31 protein-coding genes are annotated in these 26188 nt (G+C 51.0%); all 31 read left to right on the forward strand.

Going from position 1 to position 26188, the window contains the following annotated elements; genetic code table 11:
• Positions 1 to 112 precede the first annotated feature (112 nt).
• The 31 genes from H7U36_RS15145 to H7U36_RS06500 all read left to right on the forward strand — a co-directional run bounded on the left by H7U36_RS15145 (position 113) and on the right by H7U36_RS06500 (position 26178).
• A complete protein-coding gene (locus H7U36_RS15145; protein ID WP_205155832.1) occupies positions 113 to 1987 on the forward strand; it encodes an ImmA/IrrE family metallo-endopeptidase in 1875 nt (624 codons plus the stop codon).
• A 410-nt stretch (positions 1988 to 2397) separates the two neighbouring features.
• A complete protein-coding gene (locus tag H7U36_RS06355; protein ID WP_205155833.1) occupies positions 2398 to 2910 on the forward strand; it encodes a sigma-70 family RNA polymerase sigma factor in 513 nt (170 codons plus the stop codon).
• 300 nt (positions 2911 to 3210) lie between these two features.
• Positions 3211 to 3543, forward strand: coding sequence for a DNA ligase (locus H7U36_RS06360; protein WP_205155834.1), 333 nt, complete (start codon positions 3211 to 3213; stop codon positions 3541 to 3543).
• Positions 3533 to 4672: a DUF2800 domain-containing protein gene (locus H7U36_RS06365; protein ID WP_205155835.1), complete on the forward strand. Its 1140-nt coding sequence runs from the start codon at positions 3533 to 3535 to the stop codon at positions 4670 to 4672. Before H7U36_RS06360 ends, H7U36_RS06365 begins: the two co-directional genes overlap by 11 nt.
• Complete coding sequence (locus H7U36_RS06370; RefSeq protein WP_205155836.1) at positions 4665 to 5237, forward strand: DUF2815 family protein; 573 nt, start codon at positions 4665 to 4667, stop codon at positions 5235 to 5237. Before H7U36_RS06365 ends, H7U36_RS06370 begins: the two co-directional genes overlap by 8 nt.
• Before the next feature lie 18 nt (positions 5238 to 5255).
• Positions 5256 to 5447 carry a hypothetical protein gene (locus H7U36_RS06375; RefSeq protein ID WP_087219948.1) on the forward strand — a complete coding sequence of 64 codons (192 nt, stop codon included), beginning with the start codon at positions 5256 to 5258 and terminating at the stop codon, positions 5445 to 5447.
• A gap of 64 nt (positions 5448 to 5511) precedes the next feature.
• Positions 5512 to 7500: a DNA polymerase gene (locus H7U36_RS06380; protein WP_205155837.1), complete on the forward strand. Its 1989-nt coding sequence runs from the start codon at positions 5512 to 5514 to the stop codon at positions 7498 to 7500.
• 86 nt (positions 7501 to 7586) lie between these two features.
• Entirely contained in the window at positions 7587 to 8009 is a 423-nt protein-coding gene (locus tag H7U36_RS06385) for a DUF7768 domain-containing protein (protein WP_205155838.1), read from the forward strand.
• A gap of 4 nt (positions 8010 to 8013) precedes the next feature.
• Entirely contained in the window at positions 8014 to 8343 is a 330-nt protein-coding gene (locus H7U36_RS06390) for a hypothetical protein (protein WP_205155839.1), read from the forward strand.
• A complete protein-coding gene (locus tag H7U36_RS06395; protein WP_205155840.1) occupies positions 8343 to 10616 on the forward strand; it encodes a phage/plasmid primase, P4 family in 2274 nt (757 codons plus the stop codon). Before H7U36_RS06390 ends, H7U36_RS06395 begins: the two co-directional genes overlap by 1 nt.
• A 141-nt stretch (positions 10617 to 10757) precedes the next feature.
• Complete coding sequence (locus tag H7U36_RS06400; RefSeq protein ID WP_205155841.1) at positions 10758 to 11039, forward strand: PDDEXK family nuclease; 282 nt, start codon at positions 10758 to 10760, stop codon at positions 11037 to 11039.
• Complete coding sequence (locus tag H7U36_RS06405) at positions 11020 to 12372, forward strand: SNF2-related protein (RefSeq protein WP_205155842.1); 1353 nt, start codon at positions 11020 to 11022, stop codon at positions 12370 to 12372. The genes H7U36_RS06400 and H7U36_RS06405 overlap by 20 nt, the downstream gene beginning before the upstream one ends.
• Before the next feature lie 220 nt (positions 12373 to 12592).
• On the forward strand, positions 12593 to 13021 hold the full coding sequence (locus tag H7U36_RS06410; RefSeq protein ID WP_205155843.1) for a DUF722 domain-containing protein: 429 nt from the start codon (positions 12593 to 12595) through the stop codon (positions 13019 to 13021).
• Between the two features lie 162 nt (positions 13022 to 13183).
• Positions 13184 to 13531 (forward strand): HNH endonuclease, encoded by a 348-nt coding sequence (locus H7U36_RS06415; protein WP_205155844.1) that lies wholly within the window; start codon positions 13184 to 13186, stop codon positions 13529 to 13531.
• Between the two features lie 116 nt (positions 13532 to 13647).
• On the forward strand, positions 13648 to 14229 hold the full coding sequence (locus H7U36_RS06420) for a P27 family phage terminase small subunit (RefSeq protein WP_205155927.1): 582 nt from the start codon (positions 13648 to 13650) through the stop codon (positions 14227 to 14229).
• Positions 14230 to 15495 carry a site-specific DNA-methyltransferase gene (locus H7U36_RS06425; protein WP_205155845.1) on the forward strand — a complete coding sequence of 422 codons (1266 nt, stop codon included), beginning with the start codon at positions 14230 to 14232 and terminating at the stop codon, positions 15493 to 15495.
• 147 nt (positions 15496 to 15642) lie between these two features.
• Entirely contained in the window at positions 15643 to 16293 is a 651-nt protein-coding gene (locus tag H7U36_RS06430) for a virulence protein (protein WP_205155846.1), read from the forward strand.
• The gene (locus tag H7U36_RS06435; protein ID WP_456298513.1) at positions 16290 to 16508 is read left to right on the forward strand and encodes a DUF4314 domain-containing protein; all 219 of its coding nucleotides are present in this window, start codon (positions 16290 to 16292) and stop codon (positions 16506 to 16508) included. Before H7U36_RS06430 ends, H7U36_RS06435 begins: the two co-directional genes overlap by 4 nt.
• A 142-nt stretch (positions 16509 to 16650) precedes the next feature.
• Positions 16651 to 17016, forward strand: coding sequence for a DUF7698 family protein (locus tag H7U36_RS06440; RefSeq protein ID WP_205155848.1), 366 nt, complete (start codon positions 16651 to 16653; stop codon positions 17014 to 17016).
• A gap of 4 nt (positions 17017 to 17020) precedes the next feature.
• Positions 17021 to 17269, forward strand: a complete 249-nt coding sequence (locus tag H7U36_RS06445; protein WP_205155849.1) for a DUF7678 domain-containing protein — start codon at positions 17021 to 17023, stop codon at positions 17267 to 17269.
• A gap of 122 nt (positions 17270 to 17391) precedes the next feature.
• Positions 17392 to 18993 carry a terminase large subunit gene (locus tag H7U36_RS06450; RefSeq protein ID WP_205155850.1) on the forward strand — a complete coding sequence of 534 codons (1602 nt, stop codon included), beginning with the start codon at positions 17392 to 17394 and terminating at the stop codon, positions 18991 to 18993.
• A gap of 103 nt (positions 18994 to 19096) precedes the next feature.
• Entirely contained in the window at positions 19097 to 20416 is a 1320-nt protein-coding gene (locus H7U36_RS06455) for an ATP-binding protein (protein ID WP_205155851.1), read from the forward strand.
• Positions 20417 to 20511: 95 nt separating this feature from the next.
• Positions 20512 to 21882 (forward strand): phage portal protein, encoded by a 1371-nt coding sequence (locus H7U36_RS06460; RefSeq protein WP_205155852.1) that lies wholly within the window; start codon positions 20512 to 20514, stop codon positions 21880 to 21882.
• On the forward strand, positions 21767 to 22507 hold the full coding sequence (locus H7U36_RS06465; RefSeq protein ID WP_205155853.1) for a head maturation protease, ClpP-related: 741 nt from the start codon (positions 21767 to 21769) through the stop codon (positions 22505 to 22507). The genes H7U36_RS06460 and H7U36_RS06465 overlap by 116 nt, the downstream gene beginning before the upstream one ends.
• Positions 22508 to 22520: 13 nt before the next feature.
• A complete protein-coding gene (locus H7U36_RS06470) occupies positions 22521 to 23723 on the forward strand; it encodes a phage major capsid protein (protein ID WP_205155854.1) in 1203 nt (400 codons plus the stop codon).
• A gap of 45 nt (positions 23724 to 23768) precedes the next feature.
• Positions 23769 to 24071 (forward strand): head-tail connector protein, encoded by a 303-nt coding sequence (locus tag H7U36_RS06475; RefSeq protein ID WP_243426709.1) that lies wholly within the window; start codon positions 23769 to 23771, stop codon positions 24069 to 24071.
• The gene (locus H7U36_RS06480) at positions 24071 to 24403 is read left to right on the forward strand and encodes a phage head closure protein (RefSeq protein ID WP_205155855.1); all 333 of its coding nucleotides are present in this window, start codon (positions 24071 to 24073) and stop codon (positions 24401 to 24403) included. Before H7U36_RS06475 ends, H7U36_RS06480 begins: the two co-directional genes overlap by 1 nt.
• Before the next feature lie 2 nt (positions 24404 to 24405).
• Complete coding sequence (locus H7U36_RS06485) at positions 24406 to 24786, forward strand: HK97-gp10 family putative phage morphogenesis protein (RefSeq protein WP_205155856.1); 381 nt, start codon at positions 24406 to 24408, stop codon at positions 24784 to 24786.
• A gap of 1 nt (position 24787) precedes the next feature.
• Entirely contained in the window at positions 24788 to 25108 is a 321-nt protein-coding gene (locus tag H7U36_RS06490; protein ID WP_205155857.1) for a hypothetical protein, read from the forward strand.
• Positions 25109 to 25789, forward strand: a complete 681-nt coding sequence (locus H7U36_RS06495; RefSeq protein WP_205155858.1) for a major tail protein — start codon at positions 25109 to 25111, stop codon at positions 25787 to 25789.
• An 11-nt stretch (positions 25790 to 25800) separates the two neighbouring features.
• On the forward strand, positions 25801 to 26178 hold the full coding sequence (locus H7U36_RS06500; protein WP_205155859.1) for a hypothetical protein: 378 nt from the start codon (positions 25801 to 25803) through the stop codon (positions 26176 to 26178).
• The last annotated feature ends 10 nt before the right edge of the window (positions 26179 to 26188 follow it).

A 26188-nucleotide genomic window follows, 5' to 3' on the forward strand; every position in this document is an offset into this window, starting at 1 on the left:
TTCTTCACGTTCGCAAGAATTTTCTTTTGTTCCTATTGAAAATTCAGCGGATTTGTGTTATACTGTATTTGTATCCTCAAATTTTGTGTCCAAGAAAGGGAGTCTGCTGGCCGTGGGAACGTATAACAACGAGATCGAGCAGTTTATATATACTGTGTGCTACCGCCCCATGTGGGAGGCAGCTTATACATACATTGCAGAGCATCCTTATGCTCTGAATTTATCTTACTCCAGAATTCAGAATCCGGATTCTGCCATGCTTGAGGACATGATCCTCGAATATACAAAGAATATCCGAATAGATGAAGACAGCCTTTTGTTTGACGCGGTCGTAAGCTGCACAATAAATCTGACCGAAGATACATACAAAGGCACAGCATCGCACGAAACAAGTCAATGGCTCGTCTTTTCCTGTGTGGCGGTCGTAACCGATAAGCTCGAATCTGTTACTGTTATGAATATCTCCGGGTACACCTCTGGCCAACCTCGCAAAACGGATGGTCATGCCGTCTCGAAGAACATCGTTCCGATCTTATACAAAAAGGATTTGGATGATGAAGCCACAACTTTTCTCCAGCAATATTTCCCGGAAGCACTGGAAAAGCCAATGGCCGTCCCTATTGCTGATATTGCAAAAGATATGGGGCTTGAAATTATCCAAGGCAATCGGATCACGGATGATTTCAGTGTTTTTGGAGAAATATACTTCACTGCTGGGAAGGCAACTATCTATGATCTTTTTAAGGTTTCAGAAACAACAATCGATGTAAAGCGCGGCACCATTTTGGTAGATGCCTACACCTTCTGGAAGCGGAATCTTGGGTGCGTCAAAAACACAATCGCCCATGAAGTCTATCACTGGTATAAGCACCGAATGTATGCAGCGATAAAACACGTTCTCTATGGTCAGGACTTCGTTGCATGCCGCTGTCCTTCCAATATGGCATACCCTCAGAAAGATGAGGAGTGGTCTGATATCCAACGTATGGAGTGGCAGGCAAACAATATGGCTCCTCGTATTCTCATGCCATATCGTACTTTTCGAATGAAAGTAGATGAGCTTCTACAGGCATACGATTATGAAAATAGTCCTATAAAACCAGCTATTCTCACTTCCGTTGCCGAGGAGCTGCGCGAATTCTATGGTGTGTCCCGTCAATCAGTATTGATCCGTATGATGGAAACCGGCTACAAAGACGCTGCTATCATCTACCAGTATGACGAAGAATCTCCATACCACGGATACTTAGACCAGCGTGATGCATTCTATGCCTATCGCACCAGCAGCGAATTCCGCAACCTTGTTGATTCTGGTCTTTTCCGGTATGTGGACGGATACTTTGTTATCAACGACGAGCAATACATCGAGCGTAACAATGAAGGCAAGCCGACCCTTACTGATTATGCATGGGCAAATCTGAATGAATGCACCCTGCAATTTACATGGCAGCCCCTGCGAGCAGATGAGGCAAAAAAACACTTCCCATTCGAGCTGTTTCACCGTGAAACCGGAGAGCGCAAAGCATCAAAATATGATTCCACGCAAAGCGCCTCCGCTGTTCAGATGTCCGAAGCGCTGCAAAAAAAGCGCGAAGAATTCGAGCGCCAGAGTGCCGCCAGAAAGATAACAGGTGTGAATAAAACCTGCTGGGAGGTCATTTTTGAGATTGTGCAATCTCGCGGACTTAGCAAATCGCATTTCTGTTCTTTGACCTGTCTCGGCGAAGAGGTGTACCGAAAGGCCAAGAAGAACATCGACACAAAGCCAAGTCTGAGAACGATTGTCGCTATAGGCAGAGGACTTGACCTTGATATCGGAACAACAGAAAAGCTGTTGCAACTTGCTGGACATGCATTTGATGAATCTGACGAGCACCAAGCATTAAAATACTGCATCACCGGTTTCTCTGGGATGTCCATTGGTGATGCAAACGAGTTTCTTGAATCATACAATTATGAGCCACTCGGCTCCAAACAACGCCTGTAAGCAGACCTAATTTAACCGCACTTCCGTCATGGAGGTGCGGTTTTTTTAATTTTCCCGACTCGCTGAGTCGGATTTTTTTATGCCTATATTCCTTACCATCGCCGTCTTTTCACAAAATCTGTACCCTATTCAAGAATCGTAAAAACGCCTGTTTTAAGGCATTTCTGCGACTCGTCGAGTTTTCTGGTTTTTCTCTCTCCTGACTAAAATGTAATTAGCACGTGGAAGCCATCTGCGCAGGGTATTTCCGGTTCCACGTGACTACTGATGACAATCAAATACTGTGCCGATCACCGGAAGTGAGGTGCAGCCGAAATGGAGTAATCCTTCGGTATGCCTTCACGCCTGTGGTCTGGTTTTGCATGTCTGAAGCTCTCCATTTTGGCAAAAGCCGAAGGAGGGCTTTCATTATGCAAAACAACGACAATCAAAAGACCTATTTCATTTACGTTCGCAGCACCGGCGAGAAGGTACCGGTCACCAAGGAACAGCACGACTCCTTCTATAAGGAAGCAGATCGTATCCGCCACAAAGAGCAGAATCACGGGAGGTGCATGTGCCCTTACCGCTTCATCTGGAAGTGCGACGGTGACTGCATCGGCTGCGAATACCATACGGCAGGCGACATTACTTTTCTGGATCAGCCTCTCCCTGATGGCAACGGCACCCTCGGTGACTATATTCCCGACTGCAGTAAGCCGATGGAGGAAGTCATCGTCGACCGCATGCTCTTAGAGCAGCTTTTTGCCAGATTACGTGAGCTCGACCCGGAAGCCGATACCATCATCCAGCTTTGGAAGAATCACCCGGAGGGCATCTCCGACCGTGCTATTGCAAGAGAACTCGGTCGCCCTCAGAAGACCTTTGCAGATCAGATGAAGAAATATCGTACCGACCTGCGCAGGATTACCGGCGACAAGTAATACAAAGACTACGAACCATTCCCTTTCCGGCCACTGTCCCTTTTCGGATGGTGGCTGGAAAACTTTTTTATAAAATCCTCCGCTCAAATCGGCAGTTCATCTCCAGTGGAAGGTGAAGGCAAGAGAACACAGCCTTCAGAAAGCGAGGTGAACACATGATGTACCGCAGTTACGCAGACACCGGCGGCAACGTGAACGAGGAGATCAAACTCCTGAACTCCATCAGCCATGTATCCGCTAGACTGGCAAGGAATCTCTCACTCCTTGCCGCAAGCCAATCCGAGGAAGGAGGAAAAGAAAATGTCAAAGATGGCAGAAATGCACGAGACCATCGAAGAACTCAGAAGCGCTGCTGCTTCTATTAATGCCGTAGCCGACTGGCTCTACCAGCAGTTTTCCGGCGACGACAATTCTACACCGGAACCCGCGAAGACACCAGTTAAGAAGGAAACAAAACCACAACTCAAACTGGAGGACGTAAGAGCTGTTCTTGCTGAGAAGTCCCGTGCCGGTCATACCGCAGAGATACGAGCCCTACTTAAAAAGTACGGTGCCGCAAAGCTCTCGAAGATCAATCCGGCAAACTATGAAGCCCTGCTTCAGGACGCGGAGGTGATCGGCGATGACAGCTAAAGCACACGCAATCCTATCCGCATCCAGCTCCGACAGGTGGCTGCACTGCCCGCCGTCAGCGAGGCTCTGCGAAACCTATGAGGACAAAGGATCAGACTACGCTGCAGAAGGCACCGACGCTCATGCGCTTGGCGAGTACAAACTCAAGACCGCACTCGGCATGCCTGCTGACGATCCGACCGACAGCCTCGAGTGGTATTCCGAGGAGATGGTGGACTGCACCAGTGGCTATGCCGAATATGTGCTGGAGCAGGTCAAAGCCGCCAAGGAAACTTGTACCGATCCGGTAGTTCTCATTGAGCAGCGTGTGGACTTCTCCCGCTGGGTAGAACAGGGCTTCGGCACCGCCGACTGCATCATCATCGCGGACGGCACGCTCCGTGTGATCGACTACAAACACGGCCTTGGAATACTCGTCTCCGCACAGGAGAATCCGCAGATGCAGTGTTACGCCCTCGGCGCTCTGGAGCTTTTCGATGACATTTACGACATCGATCAGGTTTCCATGACCATCTTTCAGCCGAGACGGCAGAACGTCAGCACTTATGAAATCAGCACGGACGACCTGTACCGCTGGGCAGATGAAGTCTTAAACCCCACCGCAGAACTGGCCTTTGCCGGTGAAGGGAACTTCCTCTGCGGTGAATGGTGTGGCTTCTGCAAGGCAAAAAATGAGTGTCGTGCCAGAGCCGAGGCAAATCTGAAGCTCGCGCAGCACGATTTCAAGCTCCCGCCACTGCTTACGGATACTGAGATTGAAGTCATCCTTGGCAAGGTAGATGAGCTGGTCAGCTGGGCTTCCGATATCAAGGAATACGCCCTGCAGCAGGCTCTCTCCGGTAAGGAATGGTCTGGCTTTAAGCTCGTCGAAGGACGCAGCAACCGCAGATACAGCAACGAGGCCGCTGTCATTGACGCGGTCGAGAAAGCAGGCTTTGACCCGTATGAGAAGAAGCTGCTCGGCATTACCGCCATGCAGAAGTTACTCGGAAGGTCCCGCTTTGATGAGCTCCTGACGGCCTATATCGAAAAACCGCAGGGCAAACCCACACTTGTGCCGGATAGCGACAAGCGACCGGCCATGAACATAGCAAAAAATGATTTTATGGAGGAAAACGACAATGAGTAAAAATGTAAAAATCAGCAATCCCATGAAGGTTATCACCGGTGCCAGCACCCGCTGGAGCTACGCAAACGTCTGGGAACCGAAGTCCATCAACGGCGGTACTCCCAAATATAGCGTGAGTCTCATCATCCCGAAGTCCGACACCAAGACTATCGCCAAGATCAAGGCTGCCATCGAGGCTGCCTACAAGGAGGGTGAAGCCAAACTTAAGGGCAACGGCAAATCCGTACCGGCTCTTTCTGTTTTGAAGACTCCTCTGTGCGACGGCGATGCAGAGCGTCCGGATGACGAAGCATACAGGAATGCCTACTTCGTCAATGCCAACGCCACCTCTGCTCCCGGCATTGTGGACGCAGACCTGAATCCGATTCTCACCCGCTCTGAAGTGTATAGCGGCGTGTACGGCAGAGCCAGCATTACGTTTTATGCTTTCAATTCTTCCGGCAATAAGGGAATCGCCTGCGGGCTCAACAATCTGCAGAAGATCCGTGACGGTGAGCCTCTCGGCGGCAAGGCAAGCGCTGAGTCCGACTTTGCCACTGATGACGACGAAGATTTTCTTAACTAAGGAAAGGAGCACAAAACTATGGAAAGCACAGTCATGATTTCATCCCTTCTCTGCAACATCCTGATCGGGTGCTTCTGCATCGTAGTTCTGTCTTGGGCAGTGGTCGCCATCCAGACGGTGATCAACGACTTCAAGCGTGAGAAACGCGAAGAGAAAAAAGCCGCGCAGGACGACGAATACCATATCAAACGTATGGAAGCCCTGAAATAATCCAGTACCGACAGGCGGCTTGGGCGTGATCTTAAGCCGCTTGTTTGAATTGAGGTGAAAATCTATGCAAACACTCAGTATTGATATTGAAACCTACAGCGACGTGAACCTATCCAAGTGCGGTGTTTATAAATATGCCGAGTCGCCGGATTTTGAAGTACTCCTTTTCAGCTACAGCGCCGATGGCTCCGATGTGACGGTTATTGATCTTGCACAGGGAGAACGTCTGCCGCAGAAAATCATAGAAGCCCTGACGGATAATACTGTCATCAAATGGGCTTTCAATGCAAATTTTGAACGGGTGTGCTTATCCCGATATCTTCGTGATCTTGGAGTAGGCCTTGATCCCTTCCACGATAACCATCCTCTCTCTGCCGAGTGCGCCCGCTTCTTAAATCCGGAAAGCTGGCGCTGCTCTATGGTCTGGGCGGCCACAATGGGACTGCCGCTTTCGCTTGAAGGCGTCGGTGCCATCCTCGGTCTTGAAAAACAAAAGCTCACAGAAGGGAAAAATCTGATCAAATACTTTTCCGTGCCCTGCGCTCCGACGAAAGCAAATGGCGGTCGCACGAGGAATCGCCCTTTTCATGCGCCGGACAAGTGGGAAGCCTTCAAACAATATAACATCCGCGATGTGGAAACCGAAATTGGCATTAAAAATCGACTTGACAAATTCCCCGTGCCAGAAGAGATCTGGGATGAATACCACATCGATCAGAAAATCAATGACAGAGGTGTCCGGCTCGACATGGATCTTGTGAAGGAAGCCATCGAAATGGACTCCCGCTCTCGGTCAGAACTGACTGCTGCCATAAAAGATATGACAGCACTTGATAATCCAAACTCCGTCCAGCAAATGAAACAGTGGCTTTCTGACAACGGTCTCGAAACTGACAGCCTTGGAAAAAAAGTCGTGGCAGAGCTTATTAAAACCGCTCCTCCAGAGCTTCAGACCGTTCTGGAGCTCCGACGACAGCTTTCCAAATCCTCCGTAAAGAAATACCAGACGATGGAGCGGGCAGTCTGTGACGACGGAAGAGCTCGCGGCATGTTTGCGTTTTACGGAGCCAACCGTACCGGTCGCTGGGCGGGCAGGCTTATACAATTGCAAAACCTCCCGCAAAACCATCTCCCAGATCTGGCTGCTGCACGTGCTCTTGTAAAATCCGGAGACTTCGATGCAATAAAACTCCTATATGAGGATGTACCAGACACGCTCTCCCAGCTGATCCGTACAGCATTCATACCGAAAGACGGCATGCAGTTTTATGTTTCTGACTTCAGTGCCATCGAAGCAAGAGTCATCGCATGGTATGCAGGGGAGACGTGGCGCCAGAAAGTCTTTGAAACCGGAGGCGACATCTACTGCGCCAGTGCCAGCCAGATGTTCCATGTCCCGGTCGAGAAGCATGGCATTAACGGCCACCTACGTCAAAAAGGCAAAATTGCGGAATTGGCTCTCGGCTACGGCGGCTCAGTCGGTGCCTTAAAGGCAATGGGCGCTATAGAGATGGGCCTAACTGAAGATGAACTTCCTCCGCTGGTGGACGCATGGCGGCAGACAAATCCCAACATCGTAAAATTCTGGTGGGATGTCGACCGCGCTGTCATGGAGGCTGTGAAGTATAAACATACAACCAGCAGCTATGGACTTACCTTCTCCTGCCGCTCCGGGATGCTCTTTATCACGCTGCCCTCCGGACGGAACCTCTCCTATGTAAAGCCGAAGGTCGGTACCAATAAATTCGGCGGCGAGTGTATCACCTATGAAGGTGTCGGAGTCACAAAGAAGTGGGAACGGCTCGATTCATACGGGCCGAAATTTGTGGAAAACATCGTGCAGGCTACCTCCCGCGACATTCTTTGCTATGCTATGAAAACGCTGCGCTGCTGCTCCATCGTTATGCATATCCATGACGAACTGGTTATCGAAGCAGACCCTCGCATGTCTCTCGACGTTCTCTGTGAACAGATGGGCAGGACTCCGCTGTGGGCAAAAGGCCTGAAACTCCGCGCAGACGGTTACGTCACGCCTTTCTACAAAAAAGATTAAAAATCGTCCGCTCAAATCAGGCGTTCATCTCCAGTGGAAATTAGAGGTGGACGCCTTTAAATCTGCCCGGAAAGGAGGACTTTTGAGTGAGCAACGATTATCGCAACAGCGAAGGCTATCCTGACCCAACTGCAGGTGAAGCGCTCTCCCGGATTGCTGCAAATGAAAAGCAGTCCCTTCGTGCTTTCCGGCCTATCGTCTACATCTGCTCTCCGTTTTCCGGAGATGTGGAAGAAAACATAGCTAATGCCAAACGCTACAGCCGCTTTGCCGTGGACAAAGGATATATCCCTATCGCGCCGCATCTGCTATTTCCACAGTTCCTTGATGATGACAATCCGGAAGAACGTGAGCTTGGTCTTTTCTTCGGAAATGGCCTTATGAGCAAATGCGCCGAGGTCTGGGTGTTCGGTAGCCGCATCTCATCCGGTATGGAAGCAGAAATCAAACGCGCCAAGTGGAAGAACTATCACTTGCGCTATTTTACAGAAGAATGTCTGGAGGTTTAACGCTATGTATGAAATTAAGGAAAATCGCAGAGAGCTTTTCGACGGCACCAAGATTACAACCTATACCCGCGATGTGGTAAGCGCCAATATTCTGCAGGTAGAAGCAGGAACGACCGGATACAAAGGTGGCGACACCGGCCACGGTGGACGTACCTATTTCCGCATTTCCAACGAAGGTAGCACAGATATCCATGTCACGCCTTTTACGGACAGATTCGGCTGCAATGGCTTTGAAGTCACCCTTGGCGGCGACTGCGAACTGGAAACCATGATCCGCGCTCTGAAATTTATCACGAAGGTGCTGGAGGAAGAATCGGAGGAGGTGTACGACTGATGTTTACCCTGTATAGCGCTGATTTCATCGGCAATCCCGGAAACTGTTCTTATCCGCATAAGACCGTTGTCATGGACGCAAACAGTATGAGAGCTGCAGTCAGTCACGACTATGTGTGCGCGGAGTACAAGAATCACTATCGCAATAGCGACAATTTCCTCTCCGCAGACTGCCTTCCCGTGGACTGTGATAATGATCATTCGGAAGATCCGAAAGACTGGATCACACCGGCAGACGTGCTGGAGGCATTTCCCGGAGTGTGCCTCGCTATCCATTACAGCCGTTTTAATCAGCGCGAGAAAAACGGTAAACCGGCGAGGCCAAAGTTCCATGTGATTTTTCCCATTGAGCGGGTGACAGATGCCACCCTTTATAGCGATATGAAGAAACTGGTCAATTCCATCTTCCCTTATTTCGATACGAAAGCACTGGATGCTGCCCGTTTCTTCTTCGGAACGCAGGAACCGAATGTGGAACTCTATCCCGGTCGCATGAACCTCACAGAATTTTTAAACGACGACGAGTTCGATGCAGACCTGCCCGGCGGGCATGAAATGGACGTCGTAATCCCGGAAGGAAGCCGTAACGCTACCATGTCCCGTTTTGCCGGTATCGTCATAAAGAAATACGGCGATACGGAAAAAGCATACCAGAGTTTTCTGGAAAAGGCCGCAATCTGCGTACCACCTCTGGATAACAGCGAGCTAAATACCATTTGGCACAGTGCCCAGCGTTTTTATTCCAAGATCAGTCGTGAGGACGGTTATGTTCCTCCGGAAGTTTATAACGACGAGAACAGCTATAAGCCGGAAGACTTTTCCGATGTGGGGCAGGCTGAAGTTCTCTCGAAGTATTTTGCAAACGAGTTGCGCTACTCACCAGCTACCCATTTTATCCGATACAGCGATCACTACTGGCAGGAAACAGAGCCCGGTGCACAGGCCGTTGCACATGAGCTCACCCGTAGGCAGCTCGCAGAAGCCAATCGAAATATGATGGAGGCTCTTCAGAAACTCAAAAGCTGTGGTGCGCAGGAAATCCTTGATAACACATCCAAGGCCAAAGCGGAACAGTTGATGAGCGATGAACAGATAGAAGTTTATCAGGAGTTCCTTGCCGCAAAGGCCTATCAGAGCTTTGCTGTTCGCAGGCGCGACTCTAAGAATATTACATCTACCCTTAAAGAGACACATCCGATGCTGGAAATCTCTCCGAGAGATCTGGACGCGGACTGCTTTCTGCTCTGCACACCGGAGGCAACCTATGACCTCAGAAAAGGTATGGCCGGAGCCCGCGAACATTCTGCAGATGACTTTATTACGAAAATCACGTCCGTATCACCCGGCAGTAAGGGAGCGCAGCTCTGGCAGGATAATCTGGATCTGATTTTTCAGAAGGATGGGCAGCTGATCGATTACGTACAGATGATCTGCGGTCTTGCTGCTATCGGAAAAGTTTTTGTAGAGGCGCTCATCATCGCATATGGTGATGGACGCAACGGCAAATCCACCTTCTGGAATGCCATCTCCCGTGTTCTGGGACTCTACAGTGGAAATATATCCGCAGACACCCTGACAGTCGGCTGCCGCAGGAACATCAAGCCGGAAATGGCTGAGGTTAAAGGCAAACGTCTGCTGATTGCTGCAGAAATGCAGGAAGGCGCAAGGCTCAACGACTCTACCGTCAAGCAACTCTGCTCCACGGATGATGTGTTTGCAGAGAAAAAGTATAAAGATCCGTTCTCCTTCAAGCCCTGCCATACACTGGTGCTGTATACGAACCATCTGCCTCGCGTCTCCGCCTCCGATGACGGTATCTGGCGCAGGCTTATCGTGATCCCGTTCAATGCCAAGATTGAGGGCAAGGCTGACATCAAAAATTACGGTGAGTACCTGTATGAAAATGCCGGTGAAAGCATCCTGGCATGGATCATCGAAGGTGCCAAAAAGGTCATCGCGCTGGACTACCAGATTCCCGTACCGGACTGCGTGACAAAGGCCATCAATGAATATCGAAGCCAGAACGATTGGTTCGGACATTTTCTGGACGAGAAGTGCGATGTGGATGAGTCCTTTAAGGAAAGCTCCTCGGCACTCTACCAGGCATACCGCAACTACTCGCTGGACTGCAATGAGTATGTGCGCAGCACGGCAGACTTTTACTTTGCGCTGGAGAAAGCCGGATTTGAACGGCTGACACTGAATCGAAAGCGCTATTTCAAGGGCTTAAAGATTCATGAGGTGGGCGACGCAGAGGAAGATTTTCTGCCGTAATTCAGGACTATGACAAGGTGTATCAAGGTCTTATATAAAAACTCTCTTAGGCCTTTAAAAATAGCTCTAAAAAAAAGTTCTGTAAATAACATTGATACACCTTGCACATCCCTTGAAATTAACTCCTGACGGAGGTTAGCAATGATAGAAAAACAGATAGAAAACAAGTTAAAGACGGCGGTGAAAAAGAACGGTGGCATAGCCCTTAAGCTGGTCTGTCCCTCTTTCGCAGGAATGCCCGACCGCCTTATCTTACTCCCTGACGGCCATATCGGTTTCGCAGAGTTGAAGGCACCTGGGAAAAAGCCACGTCCACTTCAGCTCTCACGCCACAGGCTACTTAGGGAACTCGGCTACCGGGTATACATCATTGATGATCCGGAGCAGATTGGAGGGATGATCGATGAACTTCTATCCACATAATTATCAGGACTATGCCATTCGCTATATTGAAACGCACCCTGTGGCCGCAGTCCTTTTAGATATGGGACTTGGCAAGACGATCATCAGCCTGACGGCAGTATATGATCTGTTGTTTGACAGCTTCGAGGTGCATCGCGTTTTAGTGGTGGCTCCCCTAAGAGTCGCCCGTGATACATGGCCAGCGGAAATCCAGAAATGGGAGCACCTAAGAGATCTGACCTATGCGGTCGCAGTCGGGACACCGAAGGAGCGAAAAGCTGCACTTATGCAGGGCGCAGACATCACGATCATCAACCGTGAGAATCTGCAGTGGCTTATTGAAGAATCCGGCTTTTCCTTTGACTTCGACATGGTGATTATCGACGAGTTGTCCTCCTTCAAGAATCATAAATCAAAACGCTTCAAGTCGCTGATGAAAGTACGGCCACGGATTCACCGGATGATTGGCCTGACCGGCACACCCTCTTCAAATGGTCTCATGGATCTATGGGCAGAGTTTAAAGTGCTGGATATGGGCGAACGTCTCGGACGCTTTATTACGCAGTACCGGGCAAATTACTTCATGCCGGACAAACGAAACGGCGAGATTATCTATTCCTACAAGCCGCTGCCCTATGCAGAGGATGCCATCTATCAGAGGATCTCGGATATCACGATTTCCATGAAATCTACCGACCACCTGAAAATGCCGGAGCTGGTTTCAACAGAATATGACGTGCAGCTTTCCGAATCTGAGCGCAGCCGTTATGAAGATTTGAAGCAGGAGCTCATATTACAGCTCCCCGACGGTGAAGTGACCGCAGCAAATGCCGCATCGCTTACAGGCAAGCTCGCACAGCTTGCAAACGGTGCCATTTATGCCGACACCGGGGAGGTCATTGAGTTTCACGATAGGAAGCTGGACGCTTTGGAGGACATCATTGAGGCTTCCAATGAAAAGCCACTCCTTGTAGCCTATTGGTTCCGACATGACCTTAGCCGAATCAAGAAGCGCTTCCACGTCCGTGAGATTAAGACTAGCCGCGATATTGCTGACTGGAATGCGGGAAAGATTCCTGTAGCAGTCATCCATCCGGCCTCTGCCGGTCACGGTTTGAACCTTCAGGCCGGAGGCTCCACCCTTGTGTGGTTCGGTCTTACGTGGTCTCTGGAATTATATCAACAGACAAACGCCCGTCTCTGGCGGCAAGGTCAAGAATCCGGCACCGTGGTAATCCAGCACATTATTACCAAGGGCACGATTGACGAAAGGATCGTAAAGGCGCTATCCAAGAAAGAGATGACACAGACCGCACTGATTGATGCGGTCAAAGCAGACCTTGAGGTGGTGTGATGACCGATCCATACGAAAATCTCGTGAATGCCATCGTGCTGCAGGCAGTGAAAGATTACCGGGATGCCCTAAAGCGCCTAAAAAAGAAGCCCAGTAATCAAGCCGCCCTATCGGATGCAATGGAGTGTAAACGTTTCTTTCGATCCAGCTGGTACGCAGCCCTAACGAACGTAGACGGCGAGTACCTTATATACAAACTACGAGAGGAGGCGAAGTCCTTATGACAGTAAAAGAATATCTCCATCAGGCCTACCGCCTTGACCAGAGAATCAAGTCCGACACGATGGAAGCACAAAACTTGCGTGAGATGGCAGGAAACGTGTCGGCCATCCAATATGATAAAGACCGCGTACAGACTTCCCAAAATACGGAAGCACCATTTGTCCGGACGCTTGAGAAGCTGTGGACACTGGAAAAGAAAATCGCCGATGAGCTGGAAAAGCTATCAGACCTTAAGAAACAGATACGAGAGGTCATTGAGGCAGTTCCTGATACAGACGAGCGCATGGTTTTGAAATACCGGTACATCCACGGTCTTACGTGGGAGCAGATCGGCATGGAGCTTTGTGCAGATGCCCGCACCATCAGGCGCTGGCATGGAAAAGCACTTCTGCATGTGACGCTTCCGGATGATCCTATTGCAATTTGAAATGCGCCCGAAATGTCCGGCTTTGTCCTAAGATGCCCACCCGCCTTTTATGATAGTATATAATCAGCGAAAAGAATAAAAGAACTGCTGTACGCGCAGCACACAAGCCTTGCGGGATTGTCCTGCAGGGCTTTCTTTATGCCCTGAAAGGAGGCGCGGCTTATGCCAAGAAAACCACAACGACCGTGCCGCTATCCCGGCTGCCCACGCCTTACAGACGGTGTTTATTGTGAAGATCACGCCAAGATCATGGAACAACATTACGAGAAGTTCCAACGCGGCTACTCTCCCGGCAAACGCTACGGTAGAGCTTGGAAACGAATCCGAGACAGATATGTCCACAAGCACCCGCTTTGCGAGCAGTGCTTAAAGGAAGGACGCTATGTCGCGGTTGAGGAAGTCCACCACATCGTGCCTCTTTCCGAGGGAGGATCGAATGACGAGTCCAATCTCATGAGTCTCTGTCGTTCGTGTCACGAGAAGATTCACCACGAGCGTGGCGACCGGTAGGGCGGTCAAAATCTCTACGACCCTTTTGCCCGGAAAACGGCGCGGGGTCTTTTATGCAAAAATTGCAATTCAAACAGGGTATTAAACCCTGCACCATAGAAATGGAAGTGATTAACATGGCGAAAGACGGAACCTATCGCGGCGGGCGGCGTATCAAAGCTGGCTCCAAGCCAGACGCCCTCGCCGACAAAATTATGAAAGGCGCACCTGCAAAACGCATGGAGCTGCCGGACTTCACCGATGACATGACCGACTTCGATGTTGACGACATCGGTGACGGTGTAGAGCTGGAAGGCATGGATATGCCAAGTCCAGACGACTATCTTTCTGCTCTGCAGAAGGACGGTAAGCCCCTTGGCGCAGATGAAATCTATAAGGAAACATGGCTGTGGCTCAAGGAGCGCGGCTGCGAAAGACTGGTAAACAAGCGCCTGCTTGAAAGCTATTCTGAGGCCTTCGCTCGATACATTCAGTGCTCGGAAGCGGTCAGCAAATACGGTATGCTCGGAAAGCACCCGACTACCGGCGCTGCAATTGCAAGTCCTTTTACACAGCTTTTGATGAATTTTCAGAAGCAGGCCAACCTGCTCTGGTATGAGATCTACGATATTGTGAAGCAAAACTGCACCGAGCCTTTTGAGGGCAGCCCGCAGGACAGCGTAATGGAACAGCTGCTTCGAAGCAGGAGGAATATGTAAATGAACACACAAAAATTAGAACAGGTACCCATTGATAAGCTGGTGCCCTATGCCCGAAATGCCAGGACGCATAGTAAAGAACAGATCGCACAGCTGCGCGCCTCTCTCCGGGAATTCGGCTTTGTGAGCCCTGCTGTCATTGACTCAGATTATAACATCCTCATCGGTCACGGCCGCATCACGGCTGCCCGCGAGGAAGGTTATGAAACCGTACCCTGCGTCTTTGCTGAAAAACTGACTGAAGCACAAAAACGTGCATATATCCTTGCGGACAATCAATTGGCACTAAACGCAGGCTGGGATGAGGAAATGCTGTCGGTCGAATTATCTGACCTGCAGGATCAGTCCTTTGACCTCTCGCTCCTCGGCTTTGATGCCGGTGAGCTGGATAAGCTACTCGGCACAGGGAATGAAAAAAATATCGCTGATGATGACTTTGACCTCACTGCTGCTCTTGAGAAAGCTTCCTTCGTGGAGCTCGGCGACATCTGGACGGTCGGCAAGCATAAAGTCATGTGTGGAGATGCCACCTCGCCAGAAGATGTGGAGATGCTCATGGACGGGAAGAAAGCAAACCTCGTTCTAACCGATCCACCCTATGGCGTATCCTTTAAAGCCTCGGACGGCCTTACGATCCAAAACGACTCTCTCAAGGGCGAGGAATTTTATAATTTCCTGCTGGCTGCTTTTAAGAACATGGCTGACTACCTCGAAAAAGGTGGAGCTGCTTACTGCTTCCATGCAGATACTGAAGGGCTCACTTTCAGAAAAGCATTCATCGACGCAGGTTTCCATCTCGCTGGTGTATGCATCTGGGTAAAGAACAGTCTCGTACTCGGTCGCTCCGATTACCAATGGCAGCATGAGCCTGTGCTCTACGGTTTCTTACAAAACGGCAAACACCCGTGGTACTCCGACCGCAAGCAAACCACCATCTGGAACTACGATAAGCCAAAGCGCAATAAGGATCACCCGACCTCAAAGCCACTCGACCTTCTGTGCTATCCTATTCAGAACTCCACTCAGGAGAATTCTGTCGTTATTGATACCTTCGGCGGCTCCGGCTCCACACTGATGGCCTGCGAGCAGCTGAACCGTATCTGCTACATGATGGAGCTTGATCCAAAATATACCTCTGTCATCCTTCGCCGCTATGTGGAGAATACCGGCGATACGGAAAATGTGTATGTAATAAGAAACGGCGAAAAGATCCTTTATTCAGCTCTGGCAAAGGAAGTCGAGACATCTCCTACGGCAAGTGTATAGTACACAATTTCCGCTCGAATTCTTTGGCGATTTTCTACCTCAGAAAATGCTAGAAATCGCTTGATAAATAGGGCTTTCAGAGTGATGTATATAACAGCCGCAAGGCACAGTCTAAAAACGTTAATTCCATAAAGGAGGAACACACTCATGAAAGCAAATTACAACGTAATTGGAAACGACAGGAAGGCATTGGTTGCAGCCATCGAAAATCTCACCGGCGACAAGGCAGTCTACATGCGAATGCCAACGTGCGCCTACGAGATTGGCGACATCACGGTCGACAAAGAAGGCGGTGTAACCTGTGATGACGCAGACAAGTTGGAACGCCTCATCCACAACCTGATCGCGGACGGCTTCACACCGGAGGATACCGAGGAGGATGAAAGCGACGACAAAGCCATCGGCCTCACAATCAGCCTCCCACTCGACAAGGTGGCGGTCGGAAACCTTACCAACCTCCTCACCGCCAAGGAGCACCTCATCAAGAAGGCACTCGGCATTGACGACCTTGACATTGAGGTGTCAGAGGATACGGTCAGCTTCCCTTGGTTCACAGAGATGCCGGATCCAGAAACGGTCAAAGCCTACACTCACTTCATTACCGCCCTTGGCAAAATGAGCCGAGATTTGAAACGTATCAGCGCCAATGAAAAGTACGCATTCCGCTGTTTCCTCCTGCGACTTGGTTTCATCGGAAACGAATATAAGGCAGAGCGCAAGATTCTCCTTAAAAACCTCTCCGGCAACTCAAGCTGGAAAAACGGCGCACCCGAAAAGGGGGTGGCGGCATGCGAATGATCACGAAAGAGCAGCTTGCAGCGCTCCGCTCTCGATATCCGGCAGGCACTCGTGTGGAACTTCTACAGATGGACGATGTACAGGCTCCTCCCATCGGCACCAAGGGAACCGTCACAGGAGTCGACGATACCGGGAGTCTCATAGTGAATTGGGACAACGGTTCCAGCCTGAGTGTCATCTACGGCATTGATCGTATACGGAAGGTAGTGAGCTGATATGGATGAAAAGGTACGATTTATGCCTCAGAATTTCACGCAAAATTGTCACATATATTTCGATAAATAGCTTGCTATTACAAGCGTTTAGAGTGATATATGTACATACCAAAAGGGAAAACAACCACAAGGAGGAAACACCATGAAGTACACAATCGAAGCCATAGAAAATGCGAAACCAGGAATGCGCTGGGAAGAGATCGGATGTCAGTGGACACTGGGACAGGCCTACCTTTACAGCAAGGAAGCTGGAAATGACCTGCCGAACTTCGCTGACGTCATCTGGGATCACGACATCGAAGCGATCCTTGCAGATTGCCGGAAGCTCGGAATAAAAGAATTCACCATCAGCTCCACCTTCAGCAGCTTGATCGAAACCATTGCTAAATTCGAGGAGCTCGGCTGCACGCTGGACGGAATTGTAAAGGTCAAGGAGCGCTACACCCACTTCGGAAGCGACGAGCACGCCCTCATCCCAGCCTTCAAGATGACGGTAAAGGAGGCATAAGAAAATGTGGAGCGAAGGAGTTATCGGCATCCCGGGGGCCAAGGACAAGGAAAAATACACCAAGTGCCACTACTGGGTAAAGCACCATGATGAGCCGAGCGAGACCTACGGTATAAACGGCGGCAGGATCAGCAAGCTCATGATCAAGATTGACGATGATACCGTTTGTAACTACGACAGAGGTTGGGACATTCATCCCACTTGCAACGAAGCAGAGATGGCGCTTTGCATCCTGCTTGAGAACTACAACTAAGCATAAAACCCTGAATATGAATATTCCGGGAGACTGAGCCAGAAGGCTCTTTCTCTCGTACCAATACCGGATCGCTATGGTGATCTTTTATTTTGCTCTGAAAGGAGGCGGCCATCGTGCCAATGCGAAAACTGAAAAACTATAAACCGACCCGCTTCATGGCAGAGACTTCTCATTACAGTAAAAAAATGGCGGACTTCGCAGTGATGTTCATCGAGCAGCTTACCCACACCAAGGGAACATGGGCAGGAAATCCCTTCGAGCTGATCGATTGGCAGGAACGAATCATCCGCGACCTGTTCGGTGTCCTGAAGCCGAATGGTTACCGGCAGTTTAATACGGCCTATATCGAAATTCCAAAGAAGATGGGAAAATCAGAGCTGGCCGCTGCTGTCGCCCTACTCCTTTGCTGCGGTGACGGTGAGGAACGCGCCGAGGTCTACGGATGTGCTGCTGATAGGCAGCAGGCTACCATCGTTTTTGATGTCGCTGCGGATATGGTAAAAATGTGTCCGGCGCTAAATCGGCGCGTTAAAATACTGACCTCTCAAAAACGTATCATCTACGAGCCGACTAACAGCTTCTATCAGGTTCTCTCAGCTGAAGCCTACAGTAAGCATGGCTTTAATATACACGGTGTGGTATTTGATGAGCTGCACACGCAGCCGAATCGGAAACTCTTTGATGTAATGACTAAGGGCTCCGGTGATGCCAGAATGCAGCCATTGTATTTCCTGATTACCACTGCCGGAAATGATACGAACACCATTTGTTATGAAGTCCACCAGAAAGCACAGGATATCCTCGACGGCAGGAAGGTCGATCCAACTTTCTATCCGGTCATTTACGGTGCGGAACCTGATGAAGATTGGACTGATCCGAAGGTGTGGAAAAAGGCCAATCCCTCTCTCGGTATCACGGTCGGCATTGACAAGGTGGAGGCTGCCTGTGAATCCGCGAAACAGAACCCCGGCGAGCAGAACGCTTTCCGACAGCTTAGGCTGAACCAGTGGGTGAAGCAGTCTGTTCGCTGGATGCCGATGGACAAGTGGGACACCTGTGCGTTTCCGGTCTCCGAAGACGATCTGGAGGGACGCGTCTGCTACGGCGGACTGGACTTGTCTTCTACCACGGATATTACGGCCTTCGTGCTGGTATTTCCGCCGTTGGATGAGGCGGATAAATATTATGTTCTGCCCTACTTCTGGATACCGAAAGAAACCCTTGACCTGCGTGTGCGCAGAGATCATGTTCCCTATGACCTGTGGGAACGGCAAGGTGTACTGATGACTACTGAGGGCAATGTAGTACATTACGGCTACATTGAGAAATTCATCGAGCAGTTAGGAGAACGGTTCAATATCCGGGAGATCGCCTTTGACCGCTGGGGAGCCGTGCAGATGGTGCAGAACCTGGAAGGCATGGGATTCACAGTCGTTCCCTTCGGGCAGGGCTTTAAGGATATGTCTCCACCGACCAAAGAACTGATGAAGCTGGTGCTGGAGGGAAAACTTGCCCACGGCGGACACCCGGTGCTGCGGTGGATGATGGACAACATCTTCATCCGTTCCGATCCGGCAGGCAACATCAAGGCGGACAAGGAAAAATCTACAGAAAAAATAGATGGAGCAATCGCCACCATTATGGGGCTTGATCGTGCAATTCGTTGTGGGAACGATTCAGGTGCTTCGGTTTATGACAGCCGTGGTCTGTTGTTTATCTGACAGTGCATTTTTTGTCGAAAATGATAAGTTTGTGCTATTGATAGCATAAACTTGATTTCATCGAGGGTTTGTGCTATGATAAGAGCAACAGGAGGAATGCGCCATGATAGAATCACATGAACTCAAGAACCGTGATCGATACTTGAAAAAGCTGATCGGTTTCCAGGACACGGAACCAGTAAAGGTTATCACCGGTATCCGACGCTGCGGCAAATCCAGCCTGCTAAAGCTGATGATTCGGCATTTGTGGGAAACCGGCATAGGACAGGAACAGATCGTGGAGATGAACTTTGAATCCCACGATTTTCGGAGCATGACCTCGGATGAGGTATACCACTACGTAAAGGAAAAAGCCATTCCGGGCAAGCGGATGTACCTTTTCTTTGACGAGCTACAGCGGATCGATGCCTGGGAAGATGCGGTCAATTCTTTCCGGGTAGACTTGGACTGCGACATCTACATTACCGGCTCCAACGCCTACCTGCTGTCCTCCGAGTATTCCACCTATCTCTCCGGACGATGCGTGGAGATCAAAATGCTGCCTCTCTCATTCCGGGAGTTCCTGGACTTCCACAACTTTGAAGTGCGGGAAACCAGCAGCGCCTTGGGCGGAACTCACCGGCAAGTGTTTGATAAAAACGGCGAACGCTATGACCTGCGGGAAATGTTTGACGCCTATATGCGTTTTGGCGGGATGCCTGGAATCGCGGACATCGGACTGGATCAGGAAAAAGCCCTGAGCCTTCTGGAAGGCATTTACTCCACCGTGGTAGTGCGGGATATTCTGGAGCGGGAAAAGCGGCGCGGCCAGCGTCAGATCACCGACTCTGCGCTTCTGCGTAAGATCGTCCTGTTCCTTGCGGACAACATTGGCAGCAGTGTTTCAGTTTCCTCTATTGGCAACACGCTGATGAACGAGGGACTCCTGGAGGATGGTAAACGCAAAGGAACCCCCAGCACCCACACGGTGCAGGCCTATATCGCCGCACTGTTGGAAAGCTACTTCTTTTATGAAATCAAGCGGTTTGACATCAAGGGCAAGGAGTACCTGCGCACCCTGGGCAAATACTATATCGTGGACATCGGGCTTCGGAATTTCTTGCTGGGATTCCGCAACCGGGACAGCGGACACGCCATTGAGAATGTGGTCTACTTCGAACTGCTCCGCCGGGGCTATGACGTGGCCATCGGGAAGATCGACAATCAGGAAGTGGACTTCATCGCCACCACGGCTGACGACAAACTCTATATTCAGGTAACGGAATCTATGCAGAGCGAAGATGTCCGCAAGCGTGAGCTTGCCCCATTACAAAAGATCCGGGACAATTACGAAAAGATCGTGCTGTCCCTTGAGCCGGGGCTGGACGCCTCCTATGACGGTATCAAGTCCTTGAACCTTGTGGATTGGCTGCTGGACGGCTGATCGCCAGAAAAAACAACAATTCTATTTTCGAAGAGCATCTATCGAAAGGTAGGTGCTTTTCTTATGTCTAATTTCAGGAAGGATGGTGATTCGAGATGGGTTTCTTTTCCGGGCTTTTCCGTTCCAGGGATAAGCCCCAGAACCGTACTACAGGCAGTGCTTACAGCTTTTTCTTCGGGGGAAGCGCAGCTGGAAAGCGGGTAAATGAACGCTCCGCGATGCAGATGACGGCGGTGTATTCCTGCGTCCGTATTCTGGCGGAGGCTGTGGCAGGATTGCCACTCCACCTCTACCGCTATAAGGAGGACGGCGGCAAGGAGAAAGCCCTTGACCATCCGCTGTACCTTTTGCTCCATGATGAGCCGAACCCGGAGATGAGTTCCTTCGTGTTTAGGGAGACGCTCATGACGCACCTTCTCCTATGGGGGAATGCCTATGCGCAGATCATCCGGAACGGACGCGGTGAGGTGATGGCGCTCTATCCCCTGATGCCTGACCGGATGGCGGTGGACAGGGATGATAAGGGGCAGCTTTATTACGAATACACTACCAGTGCAGATGATGCGCCGATTTCTAAAGGCAGCATTGTCCGGCTGAAGCCTTCGGATGTGCTACATATCCCAGGCCTTGGCTTTGACGGGCTGGTGGGCTACTCCCCCATTGCGATGGCAAAGAACGCCATCGGCCTTGCCATTGCCACAGAGGAATACGGCTCCAAATTTTTTGCAAATGGCGCGCAGCCAAGCGGTGTGCTGGAGCATCCGGGAACCATCAAGGACCCGCAGAGGGTGCGGGATTCCTGGATGAGTCAGTTCGGGGGCTCGGCAAACAGCAACAAGATCGCTGTGCTTGAGGAGGGGTTGAAATACACGCCCATCTCCATCTCGCCGGAGCAGGCGCAGTTCCTGGAAACAAGGAAGTTCCAGATCAATGAGATCGCAAGGATCTTCCGGGTGCCGCCCCACATGGTCGGTGACTTGGAGAAATCCAGCTTCTCCAACATTGAGCAGCAGTCCCTGGAGTTTGTGAAATACACCCTGGAACCCTGGCTGGTGCGCTGGGAGCAGTCCATCCAAAGAACCCTGTTTTCTGCGGATGAGAAAAAGCGGTATTTTGTCCGCTTCAACGTGGAAGGGCTCCTGCGGGGCGATTATGCAAGCCGCATGAACGGCTACGCTGTGGGCAGGCAGAACGGCTGGATGAGCGCCAACGATATCCGGGAGTTGGAAAACCTGGACCGCATCCCGGCAGAGGAAGGCGGCGATTTATACCTGATCAATGGAAATATGACAAAGCTGAAGGACGCAGGAATCTTTGCGGCGTCTGGGGCTGGAAAGGAGGAAGGAACCGATGAAGAAGTTCTGGAAGTGGAAGAACAGAACGGTGACGGACCAGGAGAATCAGACGAAAACAGTGGAGAGAACGCTGTTCTTAAACGGCACCATCGCCGAGGAGAGCTGGTTTGATGATGATATCACGCCGGCTCTTTTTAAAGAGGAACTGATGGCAGGATCCGGCAATATCACCGTCTGGATCAATTCACCCGGCGGGGACTGTGTGGCGGCAGCCCAGATCTATAACATGCTGATGGATTATCCCCATGACGTGACGGTCAAGATTGACGGCATTGCGGCTTCAGCTGCGTCTGTCATTGCAATGGCTGGCACGAAGGTGCTGATCTCCCCGGTAGGGATGATGATGGTACATAATCCCGCTACTGTTGCATGGGGAGATTCCGCTGAGATGCAGAAGGCCATTGAGATGTTATCCAGTGTAAAAGACTCCATCATCAATGCCTATGAGATCAAGACGGGGCTGTCCCGTGCAAGGCTCTCCCATCTCATGGATGCGGAAACCTGGATGGATGCCCATAAGGCGGTGGAGCTTGGCTTTGCCGATGGGATCCTGGGAAGGACAGAACTGCCGGAGGACATGGATCCGCCAGCAGTCACCATGCTTTATTCCAAAGCCGCCGTGGTCAACTCCCTCATGGATAAGATCGCGGCGAAATGCAAAACGAAACCGAAAACCGAACTGGAAGGCCGCAGCGTAGACAGCCTCTACGAGCGGCTTGATTTATTGAGATTTTAAGGAGGACATGGCTATGACGATTTTAGAACTGAGAGAAAAAAGGGCAAAGGCGTGGGAAGCGGCGAAGGCATTCCTGGATTCCCACAGGACCGATAAGGGTGTGCTGTCCGCTGAGGATGACGCCGCCTATTCCCGTATGGAGCAGGAAATCACCGACCTTGGGAAGGAAATCTCCCGTATGGAGCGCCTTGAAGCGCTGGACGCACAGATGAAGAAGCCTGTGAACCAGCCCCTGACCGGGAAGCCTATGAGCGGCAGGACCATTGAGAGGATCGGCCGTGCTTCCGATGAGTACCGTACCAGCTTCTGGGATATGATGCGCTCCAAAGCTCCCCTCCCCTCGGTAGTCAATGCCCTGCAGGAAGGGACAGATTCCGAGGGCGGGTACCTGGTGCCGGATGAATATGAGCGCACCCTGGTGGAAGTCCTGGAAGAGGAAAACATGTTCCGTCAGCTGGCAAAGGTGATCCGTACTTCCAGCGGTGACCGGAAGATCCCGGTGGTGGCAACAAAAGGAACGGCGTCCTGGATTGATGAGGAAGGGGCTTATACGGAAAGCGATGATTCCTTCGGCCAGGTATCCATCGGGGCTTACAAAGTAGGCACCATGATCAAGGTGTCCGAGGAGCTTCTCAATGACAGCGTCTTCGACCTGGAATCCTACATTGCGAAGGAGTTTGCAAGAAGGATCGGGGCGAAGGAGGAAGAGGCGTTCTTTACCGGGGACGGTTCCGGAAAGCCCCTGGGCATCCTTGCGGCCACCGGCGGCGCGGAGACTGGGGTGACGGCGGCTTCCTCTACTGCCGTAACGGCGGATGAGTTGATGGACCTGTTCTACTCCCTAAAATCCCCTTACCGCAAGAAAGCGGTATGGGTGCTGAACGACTCCACCATCAAGGCGGTGCGCAAGCTGAAGGATTCCACCGGGCAGTACCTGTGGCAGCCATCCCTTGTGGCTGGTACGCCGGATACCCTGCTTGGCAGGCCGGTGAAGACGTCCGCCTATATGCCGGTGATCGCGGCAGGGGCTAAGACCATTGCCTTCGGTGATTTCAGCTACTACTGGATCGCGGACCGCCAGGGACGTTCCTTCAAGCGGCTGAACGAACTGTACGCCGCCAACGGGCAGGTGGGCTTCCTTGGCTCCCAGAGGGTGGACGGGAAGCTTGTGCTCTCCGAGGCGGTGAAGGTGTTGGCGCAGAAGGCCAGTGCCTAAGTGACCCTCTGAGTATAAATGACGGCGGCATCTCTGGTTATTGGGATGCCGCTTCCTGGGAAGGAGATCATGCAGATGGTGACGCTGGAAGAAATGAAGAATTATCTCCGGGTAGATTATGGGGATGACGATGCCCTGATTGAAGGGATGATCAGTGCTGCTGTAAAGCAGTGCATGGATATCCTCCGCACGGACAGTGAGGATGACCTTGCCGCAGCGCCGAACGGGAAGATTGCCGTGATGTTCACGGCGGCATATCTTTACGAACACCGGGAGGAAGCCGACCACCATGCTTTAAACCTGACGCTTAGGGCACTGCTTTTCGGGAGCCGGAAGGAGGGATTCTGATGGATATCGCTCTTTTGAATCAGAAGATCACCATACAGAAAAACACAGTTGTGGTGGATGACATTGGGAACCATATCAGCAAATGGGATGATTTCTATTCCTGTTATGCCACTATCAGCGGGGAATCTCCAAATGAGAGCACCTCAGCCGGTATGGTGGTGGATAACACCAAGGCCGACTTTACTGTCCGGTGGTGCAAAGCTGTGTTGGAGGTTACTCCTGACGAATACCGAGTCGTGTATAAGGGTGGGATATACAACATCCTTGGCATTGACCACCAAAATTTCAAGAAGAAATCGGTAAAGCTCAAATGCCAGAAAGTGAGGCGGTAAGCATGGAGAAGAATGTTTCAGTCAATGCCCTTGCGGATGCCATCATGGATACCCTTGGGGAATATGCGGATCTCGCCGCTGAAGATGTGAAGCAGGCAGTCAAAAATGCCGGGGATGCAGTAAGGGATGATATCCGCTCCCATGCGCCGAAGGACACCGGGGATTATGCCAAAAGCTGGGCGGTAAAGAAGATGAAGGAAACATCAGACAGCCTGACGGTGGTGGTACATTCCAGGAACCGCTACCAGCTGGCGCACCTCCTGGAGTTCGGACATGCCAAGCGCAGCGGTGGGCGGGTGGCGGCACAACCGCACATCGCCTCCGCAGAGCAGAAAGGTATCGAAAAGTTGGAGGAAGAAATTCGAAAAGCACTGGAGGGATGAGATGGAAAAATTATTATCCATTTTGGACAGCATAGGCATCCCCTATGCCTATGACCACTTTGCGGAAGGGGAATCCCCGGAGCCGCCGTTCCTCTGCTATCTGCTTCCTGGAAGTGATAACTTTTCCGCAGACGGGAAAGTGTACCATAAAATCAGCGAGGTGCGTCTGGAGCTATATACGGACTATAAAGACCTTGCTTCGGAGCAGAAGGTGGAGGATACGCTTGATGCGGCGGGGCTTTTTTATAACAAGACGGAAACCTGGATCGACAGCGAAAAGTTGTACGAGGTCCTGTACTCTTTTGATATGGAGGGAATGTAAATGCCAAATAAGAAGAATAAAGTAAAATTTAACATCTGCAACGTGCATTACGCATTGATTACGGTGGATGAAGACGGGGAGGTCACATTCGGGACGCCGGTGGCTATGCCGGGCGCAGTGTCCCTTTCCCTGGAGCCCAACGGCGAGCCGTCCAATTTTTACGCGGATGGGTATGCCTATTATACCATTTCCAACAATATGGGCTATGAGGGGGATCTGGAACTTGCCATGGTGCCGGAGAGCTTCCGGACGGATGTGCTGAAGGAGTCTTTGGATACCAACCAGGTGCTGGTGGAGAATGCCAACGTGGAGACCGCAAACTTTGCGCTGCTCTTCGAGTTTGACGGGGATATAAAGAAGATCCGCCATGTGCTGTATAACTGTTCCGCCGCAAGGCCGAATATCGAATCCACTACCAATGAGGAGGAGATCGAGGTACAGACGGAGACGCTTTCCATCACAGCCGCACCATTGGCAAACGGCTATGTAAAGGCAAGGACGGGCGATTCTACCACGGATACAGTTTACACCGGTTGGTATTCTTCCGTATATATGCCGGAGACCGCCGAACCTGTTGATCCGGAAACACAGCAGGCGGCACCGGCAAAGGCGGCGCTGTCAGTTCCTACCGGGACAGCAGGGAAGACGGAAGCCGTTTTTAGCTCTAAAACAAAGGCATAGGAGGGAAAACCATGAGCATGAAGCAAACGATCACGATCGACGGACAGGAGGTCGCTTTCAAGGCCTCCGCAGCTATTCCAAGGATTTACCGGATGAAATTCCACAGGGATATCTTCAAAGACCTGCGGGACCTGGAAAAGAGCATCGACAAGAATGACCCTGAGAATTCCAGCCTCGACCTGTTTTCCCTGGAGATGTTTGAGAATATCGCCTATGTGATGGCGAAGCACGCAGACCCTTCCATCGCGGATACGCCGGAAGAATGGCTGGACGGATTTAACACCTTCTCCATCTACCAGGTGCTGCCGCAGATCATCGAGCTTTGGGGGCTGAACACAAGGACAGAGGTACAGGCTAAAAAAAACTTCGCGCAACTGACCGGGAAATGACGACTCCGTT

Origin of the sequence: Faecalicatena fissicatena (assembly GCF_016900595.1) — a bacterium.
GTDB lineage: Bacteria > Bacillota > Clostridia > Lachnospirales > Lachnospiraceae > Claveliimonas > Claveliimonas intestinigallinarum.